Source organism: Pseudarthrobacter sp. AB1, assembly GCF_014926485.1.
GTDB lineage: Bacteria > Actinomycetota > Actinomycetes > Actinomycetales > Micrococcaceae > Arthrobacter.
On record NZ_PZKO01000060.1, the window covers coordinates 65881 to 77913 of the forward strand.

The window sequence follows — 12033 nt, forward strand, 5'->3', positions numbered from 1 at the left end:
GGCTGGTGACTGACACGGGGTGCCGCGCAGAGAGCCGGCTGAGATCCACACCCGTTGAACCTGTCCGGTTAGCACCGGCGAAGGGATGTCTCCTTTGGCTTCAACTTCTGTCCTTCCTCCCGCAACGCCCGCGGCGGTTCTGCCGGATATCTCAGCAAACCAGGGTGCGGTCCGGCCGGCGCCAGGCCGGTCTGGCAGCGTCCAGGTGCTTCGTGACGTCCCGCGGGTGCTGTCCATTGCCGGATCGGACCCGTCAGGCGGCGCGGGCGTCCAGGCCGACCTCAAAAGCATTGCGGCTCTTGGCGGCTACGGCATGGCGGCCATCACTGCACTGACAGTCCAGAACACCCAGGGTGTGCAGGCGGTTCACGTGCCGCCGGCATCCTTCCTGGGCCAGCAGCTGGATGCCATCAGCGACGACATCACCATCGATGCGGTCAAGATCGGCATGCTCGGCGATGCTGCGGTGATTGGAGTGGTCCGGGACTGGCTGGTAAAGGTGCGTCCCGCCGTCGTCGTTCTCGATCCGGTGATGGTGGCCACGAGCGGTGACCGGCTGCTGCAGGAGTCTGCCGAGGCAGCCCTGCGGGAGCTGCTCCCGCTCGCTGACCTGATCACCCCCAACCTGGCCGAATTGGCCATCCTGGTGGGGGAGCGGCAGGCACGGGACTGGCCTGATGCGCTCGGACAGGGGCAGCGGTTGTCCGCCGCGACCGGTGCCACGGTCCTGGTCAAGGGCGGCCACCTCGACGGCGGTGCCTGCCCGGATGCCCTGGTCAACGCCGCCGGGCTGCTCGCCCAGAAGGTAGTGGAAGTGAGCGGCGACAGGATCCCCACCCGCAACAGCCACGGCACCGGCTGCTCGCTGTCGTCGGCCATGGCTACGGCCCGGGCCAGGCTGGGGAACTGGGAATCCGCACTACGGCAAGTGAAGCCTTGGCTGGTCGGCGCACTGCAGGCCGCTGATCAGCTGGAGGTGGGCGGGGGCCACGGCCCCATCCACCACTTCCACCACATGCAACAGGTTCCGGCAGCCGGAGAATTCGCCCAGACGCTCCAGCGGGCGTCGGCGCCGGATCTTGCGGCCATCTACGGGCTGGATTTCATCCGCGGCCTGGCGGGCGGCACATTGGCAGAGGAACAGTTCGGCTACTACCTGGCGCAGGACGCCATCTACCTGAATGGCTATTCGCGGGTCCTTGCCCGCGCCAGTGCACTGGCGCCCACGGAAGCCGCTCAGACGTTCTGGGCAAACTCTGCCCGGCAATGCCTTGAGGTCGAATCCGAGCTGCACCGCACGTGGCTGAGCACCAGGACGGTGGACTCCGCCCTTGGCCCCGTCACCAAGTCCTATGTGGACCACCTGCTGGCAGCCTCGGCCTCCGGCAGCTACGCGGTCCTCGTCGCTGCGGTGCTGCCGTGCTTCTGGTTGTACGCCGAGGTGGGACAGACCCTCCACGCGGAGTTCCTGGCCGCCGGTGCACCGAAGGCGCATCCCTATGCCGACTGGTTGCGGGCCTACGCTGACGAGGACTTCGCGCAGGCCACCCGCGATGCCATCGCTTTGGCTGACGACGCGGGCCGGAGCGCTTCCGCGGATGAACGTGCGGCGATGCTGGTGGCGTTCAGGCAGTCGTGCCGGTTCGAAGTGGAGTTCTTCGACGCGCCGCGAATTCATTCCTGACAGTCCGGGGCCCGCGTGGCCTGTACGATAGTCAGGCACGGTTTTGGATTGTCAGTGCAGTACCTGCTTATGGGTCCTATCACAGACAACCGACCGTAACCAGCCTCATTTGCGGCCGAAGGCAAAATTAGCGTATTCTAGATCTTCGGTGCTTACGCCAACACTTGGGTTACGACCCCACGGCGTTGAGGCACAGCGAGAACCCAGCCGATTATGGAATCGGGTTCAGCACGCAAATTTAGTAATAAACGTCGAGAGAAGTGAGTTCCCAAGTGGTGTACGCGATTGTCCGCGCAGGCGGCCGCCAAGAGAAGGTTTCCGTTGGAGACTTCGTTACCCTGAACCGCGTCCCCGGTGGAGCCGGCAGCACTTTTGAGTTGCCCGCACTGCTCCTGGTAGACGGTGACAAAGTCACCTCTGCTGCTGCGGACCTGGCCAAGGTAACGGTTACGGCTGAGATCCTCGAAGACCTCCGTGGTCCGAAGATCGTCATCCAGAAGTTCAAGAACAAGACCGGTTACAAGAAGCGCCAGGGTCACCGTCAGGAATTGACCAAGGTCAAGATCACGGGTATCAAGTAACTCTTCGTTACTGTTCAGGTTCTTCAGCAGATTCCCCAGAATTTAAAGGCAGGCATTTCAAATGGCACATAAAAAAGGCGCGAGTTCCACTCGCAACGGTCGTGACTCCAACGCCCAGTACCTCGGCGTCAAGCGCTTCGGTGGTCAGGTAGTTTCCGCAGGCGAGATCATCGTCCGCCAGCGTGGCACCCACTTCCACCCGGGCGCCGGCGTTGGCCGTGGCGGCGACGACACACTGTTCGCACTGGCCCCGGGAGCCGTCCAGTTCGGCACCCGCCGCGGTCGCCGCGTAGTCAACATCGTTGCTGCTGCAGCTGCAGAGTAACAAATAGTTCTGAAACGGTGGAGCGGGCCATTTGGTCCGCTCCACTATTCTTTTAACCGCATTACAATCGTCTTGGCGCCCTTGGGCGTCAGGAAACAGCACTGAGGAGATCCACGTGGCGAGCTTTGTAGACCGGGTAGTACTGCACGTATCCGGCGGTACCGGCGGCCACGGCTGTGTCTCTGTTCACCGGGAGAAGTTCAAACCCCTGGGCGGTCCCGACGGCGGCAACGGCGGCGATGGCGGTGACGTCATCCTGCGCGTTGATCACCAGACCACCACGCTGCTGGACTACCACCACGCCCCGCACCGCCACGCGACCAACGGTGGCCCCGGAATGGGTGACTGGCGCGGCGGCAAGAGCGGGGAGACCCTCATCCTGCCCGTACCGGACGGCACCGTAGTCAAGGCCAAGGACGGCACCGTTTTGGCGGACCTCGTCGGCGAAGGCGCCGAATATGTGGCGGCTGCCGGTGGTCTGGGCGGCCTCGGCAATGCATCGCTGTCCTCGCAGAAGCGCCGTGCACCGGGCTTCGCCCTGCTGGGCATCGAGGGGGACGCCCGCGACATTGTGCTGGAACTGAAGTCCATCGCGGATATCGCACTGGTGGGTTTCCCCTCTGCCGGCAAATCCAGCCTGATCGCGGCCATGTCCGCCGCGCGCCCCAAGATCGCTGATTACCCCTTCACCACGCTGATCCCGAACCTGGGTGTTGTCCAGTCCGGCGATGTCCGATTCACCATTGCCGACGTCCCGGGCCTGATCGAGGGCGCCAGCGAAGGCAAGGGCCTTGGCCACCACTTCCTGCGCCATGTGGAGCGCTGCGCCGCCCTGGTACACGTACTGGACTGCGGAACGCTTGAATCGGACCGTGACCCGTTGGCAGACCTGGCCATCATCGAGGCCGAGCTGGAAAAGTACTCCGTAGACATGAGCTTCGCGGGTGCCGACGGCGAAGTGGTTCCGCTGAACCACCGCCCGCGCCTGGTCGCCTTGAACAAGGTAGATCTTCCGGACGGCAAGGACATGGCTGAATTTGTCCGCCCGGAACTCGAGTCACGCGGCTACCGGGTCTTCGAGATCTCGGCTACCAGCCACGAGGGTCTCCGCCAGCTGGGCTTCGCCATGGCCGAAATCGTCCAGGCCGCCCGTGCCGCCCTCGCGGCCGCCCCGCCCAAGGTCCAGCCGCCCATTCTGCGGCCCCGGGCCGTCAACGAATCCGGTTTCAAGATCCGCCGCGAGGAAAAGAACCTCGAGCCGCTCTTCCGCGTACTGGGCGACAAGCCCGTCCGCTGGGTCAAGCAGACCGACTTCACCAACGAGGAAGCCATCGGTTACCTCGCCGACCGCCTGGCCAAGCTCGGCGTCGAAAACGAACTGTTCAAGCAGGGCGCCACTCCGGGCGACACCGTGGTAATCGGCGAGGACGACGGCGTTGTCTTCGATTGGGAACCCACCATGATGGCCGGCGCGGAACTGCTGGCGGCGCCGCGTGGCACCGACGTCCGCTTCGCCGACATTGGCGACAGGCCTACGCGCGGGCAGAAGCGGGACGAGCAAGTCGAACGCCGTGAGGCCAAGGCCGCCGCCCGCGCCGAACTCGAGGCAGAGCGCAAGGCCGGGATCTGGACCGAATCGGTCAGCGGCCGCCGCACTGCGAAGCCGGTCACTGAAAGTGGACTGGGCGTTGAAGATGACGAGTGAGGCCACTGAAATGAGCGAAAATTCCGCAGTAATCATCGAGGAACCCAAAGACGACCGCAGTGTGCTCGCCCGGGCCCGCCGGATTGTTGTCAAGGTAGGGTCCTCGTCGCTGACCAGCATCAAGGGTGGCATTTCGGAAGAGTCCCTGACCGCCCTCGCAGATGTCTTGGCCGCCAAACATAACGCCGGCACGGAAATTATCCTGGTTTCCTCGGGAGCCATTTCCGCAGGGCTTGCGCCCCTCGGTCTGGTGAAGCGCCCGCGTGACCTCGCCACCCAGCAGGCCGCCGCCAGCGTGGGTCAGGGCCTGCTCATGGCGCGCTACACGCACGCATTCGGCGCCCACGGCGTCACAGTCAGCCAGGTGCTGCTGACTGCAGATGACCTCATGCGTCGCAGCCACCACGCGAACGCGTTCCGTGCACTGAACCGACTCCTCAACCTCGGCGTGGTGCCGGTGGTCAACGAAAACGACACCGTTGCCACGCACAAGATCCGTTTCGGTGACAACGACAGGCTCTCAGCGCTCGTGGCCCACCTGGTCCGTGCTGACGCCCTGATCCTGCTGTCCGACGTCGACTCGATATACGACGGCCCGCCCGCCAAGGGTGCCAAGCGCATCTCCCAGGTGGACGGCCCCGAAGATCTTGAGGCAGTGACCATCGGGAAGCCGGGCAAGGCAGGCGTAGGCACCGGCGGAATGCAGACTAAAGTCGAGGCTGCCATCATGGCCGCCGATTCCGGCATCCCGGCGCTGGTCACCTCCACCGCGAACGCCGCAGCTGCCCTGTCCGGTGAGGACGTGGGGACCTGGTTCACCGTCAACAGCGGCCGGAAGTCCGTGCGGATGATGTGGCTCGCCCACCTGGCGCATGTCCAGGGCCGGCTCTTTCTTGACGACGGCGCCGTGCATGCTGTGCGGGACAATCGCAACTCGCTGCTCCCCGCCGGAATTTCATCGGTGGACGGCAACTTCGAAGCCGGCGACGCCGTCGAGATGGTGGCCGGCGACGGTACCGTCATCGCGCGCGGTTTGGTTAATTACTCTTCGGAAGAGCTGCCCCAGATGCTGGGCCGTTCCACAGTGGAACTGGGCGAGTCCCTGGGCCGCGGATTCGACCGTGAGGTTGTCCATATCGACGACCTGGTTCTGGTCTGACCGGTCCGCTCGCTTAGACTTGAAGGATGACTGAGGCACTGATTTCCCAAGCCCCTGGCAATTTCAACGATTCGAACGCGGTTCCTTCCGGGCCGGAACGGGGGAGTACCCCCACTCCTGCGGAGGTCGAGACAGCGGTCCATATCATCGCTGACCGCTCGCGGCAGGCTGCCCGCCAGATGTCCGGGGCCAACCGCGCCTTGAAGGACAGTGGCCTCCGGGCCATCGGTGCTGGCCTGCTGGACCGGAAGGACTTGATCCTGTCCGCCAACGCCAAGGATGTTGCGGCCGGCAAAACCAACGGCACGTCGGCGGCCCTGCTGGACCGGCTCACCCTGACTGACAGCCGGATCGACGGGCTCGTCGCTTCCCTGGAGAACCTGGCCAGCCTGCCGGATCCGGTAGGAAACGTCGTCCGCGGCCAGACCCTGCCCAATGGGCTGCGGCTGCGCCAGATCAACGTGCCCATGGGAGTGGTGGCCGCCATTTACGAGGCCCGCCCCAACGTCACGGTAGACATTGCCGGACTTGGCCTCAAGAGCGGGAACGCCGTCATCCTCCGCGGCGGAACTGCTGCCGCTTTCACCAACGAAGCACTGGTCCAGATCCTCCGCGAAGCCCTGCACTCCGTCGGGCTGCCGGCGGACGCCGTTCAGACTGTGGACCAGTACGGCCGTGAAGGTGCGAATGCGCTGATGCGTGCCCGCGGCCGCGTTGATGTCTTGATCCCGCGCGGCGGCCGGGACCTGATCCAGTCCGTGGTGCTGAACGCCGCCGTGCCGGTCATCGAGACCGGTGAGGGCAATGTGCATATCTTCATCGACGAATCCGCCAGCGAGGACATGGCGGTGGAGATCGTGCTGAACTCCAAGACCCAGCGGCCCAGTGTCTGCAACACCGTGGAGACCCTGCTGGTCCATTCGAAGTCCACTGTGTTGCCCGCTGTGGCTGCCGCGCTGCGCGGTGCCGGCGTCACGCTCCATGCCGACGAGCGCATCCGGGCGGCCCTGCCGTCCTCTGTTGAGTCCGAGCCGGCAACTGATGAGGACTGGGCAACCGAGTACATGGACCTGGACCTCGCCGTGGCCATGGTGGACAGCCTGGATGACGCCGTGAAGCACATCCGGACCTGGACGACGGGCCACACCGAAGCCATCCTTACCAACAACCTCGCCAACGCCGAACGGTTTATCGCCGAGGTTGATTCGGCGGCGGTGATCGTCAACGCGTCCACGCGGTTTACCGACGGCGGCGAGCTGGGCCTGGGTGCCGAGGTTGGCATCTCCACGCAGAAGCTGCACGCGCGCGGCCCCATGGGACTGACTGAGCTCACCACCACTAAGTGGATCGTTCAAGGCGAGGGCCAGGTCCGCGCGTAGCAACGCGGTAATATAGACAGAAGTCCGGAACGGCGGGACAATCCGCTGCCACATCCTTGAACCTTAGGGGAGAAAATGCTGCTCCAGCAGATTGCCATGACCGTTGCCGAAGGCGGAGAACACGCACCCGCTCCGATCTGGGCTGAGCCGTGGGTCTTCGGCGTATCCATTTTCGCGATCCTGTTGGTGTTGATGTTCATCACTCTGTCGTACTCCAACCTGGGCAATCGGCATGCGGTAACGGACGAGCACGCTGATCCGCACCGCCAGCACCCCAACAAGCACGACCACGGCCAAGGCCACTGACATTTCGCGTGTTCTGCACCGTGACGGTGCGCAGGGGCGGCTGCGGCTGGGCGTGATGGGCGGGACGTTTGATCCTATCCACCACGGCCACCTTGTTGCAGCCAGCGAGGTGGCCGCCAAGTTCGGCCTGGATGAAGTGGTCTTTGTCCCCACGGGGCAGCCGTGGCAGAAGTCGCACAAGCAGGTCAGTGAGCCTGAGCACCGCTACCTTATGACGGTGATCGCCACGGCATCAAACCCCCGGTTCACCGTCAGCAGGGTGGATGTTGACCGGCCCGGTCCCACGTATACCATTGATACCTTGCGGGATCTCCGGACCCAGCGTCCGGATGCGGATCTGTTCTTCATTACCGGCGCGGATGCGCTGGCGCAGATCCTGTCCTGGAAGGATATTGACGAGCTGTGGTCCCTGGCGCATTTTGTCGGCGTGACACGGCCAGGACATGTGCTTGATGGCATGGGCCGCAAAGACGTGAGCCTTCTCGAGGTGCCCGCCATGGCCATCTCGTCCACGGACTGCCGTGTCCGTGTGGCCGGTAACAACCCCGTTTGGTACCTCGTGCCGGACGGAGTGGTCCAATACATCGCCAAATATGGTCTGTACGCCGAGGGATCAGATCCCGAGGACGTCCGAACTACCGAAACAGATGAGCCAGCCAGTACTGAATGAGTCCTCAATGAGTCAGGAAAAGCCCCCCGTCCGCAGCCGCCGCGAACTGCGGCAGGCCAGAGATGAGAACACGGCTCCCGGGTCCAACGGCCCGGGCCAGGTTTCGCCTGCCTCAAAACAACGGCGCGCGGCTGACGCCCCGGTGGACTCCGTCCCCGAGCAAACCCAGGCGCAGCGGTCCTCGCAGATCAGGGCCCGCGACCGCGCGGCCCTTCGTGCCATTAAGGAACTTGAGGAGAAAGAGGGCCAGCTTTCCGCTGGCGGCCCTCCAACCCGCAGGCAGCTGCGGCTCCAGCAACTGAAGGAACAGGCCGTCACCTCGGCCAATCCCATCATTCCCGCTCCCATGGGGCAGCCACTGCCAAGCCAACCTGCGCCGAGCCAACCTAAGCCAGGGCAGGCCCAGCCGGGTCAAGCCAAGCCAGGCCCGTCGAAGCCGGGTCACGGCGCCGCTGTATCCGCAGAAAAGGCCGGGCCCGCCGCGCCGGCCAAGGATTCAGGTGTTCCGGCTGGCATGAGCGTGGAACAGGCACTCACGGCCCGCACACTCATCGCCGAGCAGGTCAGGAACCAACTGGCCAAGATGGAACACATCGCCTCGCTGGACCCCGAAGCAGTGGATCCGGACATCCTTGCGGAGCAGATCGCCTTGGCCGAGCGTGCGGCGGTGCTCAACCGCCGGGCGATGGCCAAGCAGAAGCTGGCCGAGCAGGCTGCCCCTGTGCAGCCGGCATCAGCGCCCACGCAGGCTGCCACCACGCGGGCCGCGGCCACCGAATCCGTTCCCCAGACTGGCCCGGCCACCGCCGACAACCTGGCCATGGTGACGCCGCTGGAATTTGTGCAGGTACCCGGCATCGACCGTCCTGTGATGAAACCCCCAGCGACCTCCTACGTGCCACTGTTGACCCAGCCCGGACCGAAGGTCAGGGCCGGCGGAAAGGGCCGCCGGCCGGCCACTGCTTCAATGGCGCCGGCCGCGGGTTCTGTGCCGGCAGCCGCTTCGGGCCGTTCCAGGGTGATCGCCCGTGCGGAAGCTGCTGCCAGAGCGGCCGCGGCACCGAAGCGTATCCTCCCCGTCCAGTCCGTCATGGCTGATACGCCGGCGGGGGATCCGGACGACCTGTTCGATGACCTGCCGCGCATCCCGGCACGGTCAGCACACGGGCTGGAGCCGCTGGATGCGGCAACGGCAGGCCTGGCCCGCGCGAAACGGCTCCGGCTCATGCAGGTCCTCGTTCTGGCTTTTGGGATCGTGGCCCTAATTTCCGGTGTCATCCTCATCGTCAGCGGCATCTCCAGCTGACCGGGTAACGCCCTTTTATGAAGCTTTAGAAAACTACAAGGAGTCCCATGACTGCAACAGATTCATCCATCGCCATTGCCCGCCAGGCCGCTAAGGCTGCCGCGGACAAGATTGCCCACGACATCGTGGCCCTCGATGTCAGCGAACGCCTGGCACTGGCAGACGTTTTCCTCATCGCATCCGCGCCGAGCGAGCGCCAGGTCAACGCCATCGTTGACGGCATCGAAGAAGAACTTTCCAAGCAGGACCTCCGTCCGGTACGCCGCGAAGGCCGCTCCGGGGGGCGCTGGGTACTGCTGGATTACTCGGACATCGTCATCCACGTCCAGCATGAAGAGGACCGCCTTTTCTACGCCCTGGAGCGTCTGTGGAAGGACTGCCCTGTAGTTGACCTGCAGCTGGGCGAAGACACTTCAGCCAAGACGACGGCGGCTTCCGACTCCGAATAGCAGGCCTTGCGGGCCCGAATATGCCCGATTTGGAATTTTCGGAAAAGCTGGTCTAAGATATTTGAGTTGCTCCGGGGAGACCGCGGAGTAACGAAGGTCCGGGGCTGTGGCGCAGCTGGTAGCGCACCTGCATGGCATGCAGGGGGTCAGGGGTTCGAGTCCCCTCAGCTCCACCGGATAATCCGCCGGAATCGAAAGATTCCGGCGGATTTTTTTGTGGCAGGAAAACGCACCTCCCGATTGGCGCACCGCGCAGATTTCTATTAAGCTGATCAGGTTGCTTCGGGCGGTCGGCACCGCTAGTGGAACAGAAGTTTGGGGCTGTGGCGCAGCTGGTAGCGCACCTGCATGGCATGCAGGGGGTCAGGGGTTCGAGTCCCCTCAGCTCCACCAAACAGGACCTTGGTCCGCAAAAAGGAGCCACCCGGCCGGGTGGCTCTTTTTTGTTTCCTGAGCGAGCCCCGAGCGGTAGGCGCCCGGGTAGTGACAGCTCAGATCCACTCACTCCGACGCAGCGGCGGCCTGTCCACGCCGGCGCGCTGGACCAGCACCTGGTTGACGCCCGTGAGCCCGGTTTCAAAGCCCAGGGCACTCGAGGCCATATAGAGCCGCCACACGCGTGCCTGGCCCTGGCTGGTGAGCCGGACGGCTTCGTCCCAGTTCGCTTCGAGCCTGCGCACCCACGCCCGCAGGGTCAGCGCATAGTGCTGGCGCAGGGCCTCCACGTCCAGCACCTCAAACCCGCCGGTCTCCAGCGAGCTGACCATCTCGCCCAGGCTGATCATCTCGCCGTCCGGAAAGACGTAGCGCGGAATGAAAGAATCCGGATCAGGCTTGGTGCGGCCGGCGTTCCACGCGATGGCGTGGTTGAGCAGCCGGCCGCCGGGACGGAGCAGGCCGTGCAGCACGTCGACGTAGTGGGGTGTCTGTTCCCGGCCCACGTGTTCGGACATACCGATGGAGCTGATGGCGTCGAACGGCCCGTCGGAGATATCCCGGTAATCCTGCACCCGGATGTCGATGTTTTCAGTCAGGCCGGCGTGGGCCGCACGTTTGCGCGCCAGCACGGCCTGCTCCGTGGAGAGCGTCACCCCCACCACCGTGACGCCGTAGTGCTGCGCCGCGTGCAACGCGAAGCTGCCCCAGCCGCAGCCCACATCCAGCACCCTCATCCCGGGCCTTAGCCCCAGCTTCCGGCAGACAAGGTCCAGTTTGGCCTGTTGTGCCTCATCCAGTCCGGCCGGAAGGCCGCGGCCGGCGGGGACGCCGCCGTCGGGTCCGTCCGCCCACACGGCGCAGGAGTAGACCATCGACGGTCCCAGCACGAGGGCGTAAAAGTCGTTGCCGACGTCGTAATGGTGCGAGATGGCCGCGGCGTCGCGCTGCCGGGTGTGGAGCCGGCCCTTCCGCGTGACCTTTGCTTCCTCCGGCGGCGGAGCAGGGTTCGCGCCCACCGCGCCAAGCCGGACGGCCACCCCGAGCAGCGTGGCGAGTTCACGCGGAGTCAGGGGCCTGAAGGGGCCGGGCTCGGAAAACTTTCCCACCGAGCTGAGCGCCGTGAAGGCCGCAAAGATGTCGCCGGGGGCGTCGATGTCCCCGGCCACGTAAGCGCGGCTGAGCCCGAGCTGCCCGGGTGACCACAGGATCCGGCGCAGGGCCCGGCGTGACCTGAACTCGAGGACCGGGGCGTCGGGCGGCCCCGCCTCGGATCCGTCCCACGCCCGCAGGCGCAGGGGTATCTCCGCCGTGCCCAGGACGATGCCCAGTGCGTTGGCCAGCAGCGACGCTGCCCCTTTATCGGTTGTCATGGTCCTCGCCTTTCGTCTGCCTAGGGCCAACAGTACGACGGCGGCGCGCGCCTGTCAGCGCAGCGGCGCGTTTATCATGGGGGAGTGAATGAGACGTTGCCGCCATGCCCCGAATGTTCCAGTGCCTACACCTACGAGATGGGTGCGCTCCTGGTCTGCCCGGAATGCGGCCACGAGTGGACCGCCGAGGCAGCGGAGGCCACGGCAGAGGCCGGGCCGCGGGTCATCAAGGACGCAGTGGGCAACATCCTCGCCGACGGCGACACCGTCGCAGTGGTCAAGGACCTGAAAATTAAGGGAAGCTCCGGTGTCATCAAGGTAGGCACCAAGGTCCGGGGCATCCGGCTGATGGACGGTGTGGGCGATCACGACATCGACTGCAAAGTGGACGGTGTGGGTCCCATGCAGCTCAAATCCTCCGTGGTGAAGAAGGTCTAGCAGAAACCGGCCACGCCGCTGCACCTCAGGGGACCCGGCGGCGGCATCGCCATGGAAGGGACCCAGGTGGCAATTGAGCCGCGCGTCCACCTGGTGGGTTACGGGCCGTCGTCGTCCACCATCGGAGCAAACAGGGCGGGCCGGGCGGCCGTCACGGCCGTCCTCAAACTGCCCGCGCTTGCACCAACCACATCAACCACCATTACATGACCAGATCGCAGGA

General features: G+C 64.9%; 12 protein-coding genes, 2 tRNA genes, 1 pseudogene and 1 riboswitch. Of the genes and pseudogenes, 14 read left to right on the forward strand and 1 reads right to left on the reverse strand.

Going from position 1 to position 12033, the window contains the following annotated elements; all coding sequences use genetic code 11:
* The first annotated feature begins 5 nt into the window (after nucleotides 1–5).
* Nucleotides 6–103, forward strand: a riboswitch (TPP riboswitch).
* From thiD to DAD99_RS17160, 12 genes are all read left to right on the forward strand, one after another.
* Nucleotides 86–1684 (forward strand): bifunctional hydroxymethylpyrimidine kinase/phosphomethylpyrimidine kinase, encoded by a 1599-nt coding sequence (gene thiD, locus DAD99_RS17105; protein WP_193342471.1) that lies wholly within the window; start codon nucleotides 86–88, stop codon nucleotides 1682–1684. It overlaps the preceding riboswitch by 18 nt.
* A 272-nt stretch (nucleotides 1685–1956) precedes the next feature.
* Nucleotides 1957–2265 carry a 50S ribosomal protein L21 gene (gene rplU, locus DAD99_RS17110; protein WP_018773353.1) on the forward strand — a complete coding sequence of 103 codons (309 nt, stop codon included), beginning with the start codon at nucleotides 1957–1959 and terminating at the stop codon, nucleotides 2263–2265.
* Nucleotides 2266–2326: 61 nt separating this feature from the next.
* The gene (gene rpmA, locus DAD99_RS17115) at nucleotides 2327–2590 is read left to right on the forward strand and encodes a 50S ribosomal protein L27 (RefSeq protein ID WP_056340543.1); all 264 of its coding nucleotides are present in this window, start codon (nucleotides 2327–2329) and stop codon (nucleotides 2588–2590) included.
* A 115-nt stretch (nucleotides 2591–2705) separates the two neighbouring features.
* Nucleotides 2706–4295: a GTPase ObgE gene (gene obgE / locus DAD99_RS17120; protein WP_185260762.1), complete on the forward strand. Its 1590-nt coding sequence runs from the start codon at nucleotides 2706–2708 to the stop codon at nucleotides 4293–4295.
* Between the two features lie 10 nt (nucleotides 4296–4305).
* Nucleotides 4306–5454, forward strand: a complete 1149-nt coding sequence (gene proB / locus DAD99_RS17125; protein ID WP_193342472.1) for a glutamate 5-kinase — start codon at nucleotides 4306–4308, stop codon at nucleotides 5452–5454.
* Nucleotides 5455–5480: 26 nt separating this feature from the next.
* The gene (locus DAD99_RS17130; RefSeq protein WP_193342473.1) at nucleotides 5481–6833 is read left to right on the forward strand and encodes a glutamate-5-semialdehyde dehydrogenase; all 1353 of its coding nucleotides are present in this window, start codon (nucleotides 5481–5483) and stop codon (nucleotides 6831–6833) included.
* A 75-nt stretch (nucleotides 6834–6908) separates the two neighbouring features.
* Nucleotides 6909–7139 (forward strand): hypothetical protein, encoded by a 231-nt coding sequence (locus DAD99_RS17135; protein WP_193342474.1) that lies wholly within the window; start codon nucleotides 6909–6911, stop codon nucleotides 7137–7139.
* A gap of 40 nt (nucleotides 7140–7179) precedes the next feature.
* The gene (gene nadD / locus DAD99_RS17140; protein ID WP_227008177.1) at nucleotides 7180–7809 is read left to right on the forward strand and encodes a nicotinate-nucleotide adenylyltransferase; all 630 of its coding nucleotides are present in this window, start codon (nucleotides 7180–7182) and stop codon (nucleotides 7807–7809) included.
* A gap of 7 nt (nucleotides 7810–7816) precedes the next feature.
* Nucleotides 7817–9115: a hypothetical protein gene (locus DAD99_RS17145; protein WP_193342476.1), complete on the forward strand. Its 1299-nt coding sequence runs from the start codon at nucleotides 7817–7819 to the stop codon at nucleotides 9113–9115.
* 47 nt (nucleotides 9116–9162) lie between these two features.
* Entirely contained in the window at nucleotides 9163–9564 is a 402-nt protein-coding gene (gene rsfS / locus DAD99_RS17150) for a ribosome silencing factor (protein ID WP_193342477.1), read from the forward strand.
* 100 nt (nucleotides 9565–9664) lie between these two features.
* A tRNA-Ala gene (locus tag DAD99_RS17155) sits at nucleotides 9665–9737 on the forward strand.
* Nucleotides 9738–9881: 144 nt separating this feature from the next.
* Nucleotides 9882–9957 (forward strand) — tRNA-Ala (locus tag DAD99_RS17160).
* Nucleotides 9958–10055: 98 nt separating this feature from the next.
* On the opposite strand, the gene DAD99_RS17165 is transcribed toward DAD99_RS17160, so the two are convergent.
* Nucleotides 10056–11372, reverse strand: a complete 1317-nt coding sequence (locus DAD99_RS17165) for a cyclopropane-fatty-acyl-phospholipid synthase family protein (RefSeq protein ID WP_193342478.1) — start codon at nucleotides 11370–11372, stop codon at nucleotides 10056–10058.
* An 84-nt stretch (nucleotides 11373–11456) separates the two neighbouring features.
* Here DAD99_RS17165 and DAD99_RS17170 point away from each other — a divergent pair, with 84 nt between their 5' ends.
* Nucleotides 11457–11810: a zinc ribbon domain-containing protein YjdM gene (locus DAD99_RS17170; RefSeq protein ID WP_193342479.1), complete on the forward strand. Its 354-nt coding sequence runs from the start codon at nucleotides 11457–11459 to the stop codon at nucleotides 11808–11810.
* 15 nt (nucleotides 11811–11825) lie between these two features.
* A pseudogene (locus DAD99_RS17175) lies at nucleotides 11826–12020 on the forward strand (pyridine nucleotide-disulfide oxidoreductase); the annotation flags it as partial.
* Nucleotides 12021–12033: the final 13 nt, after the last annotated feature.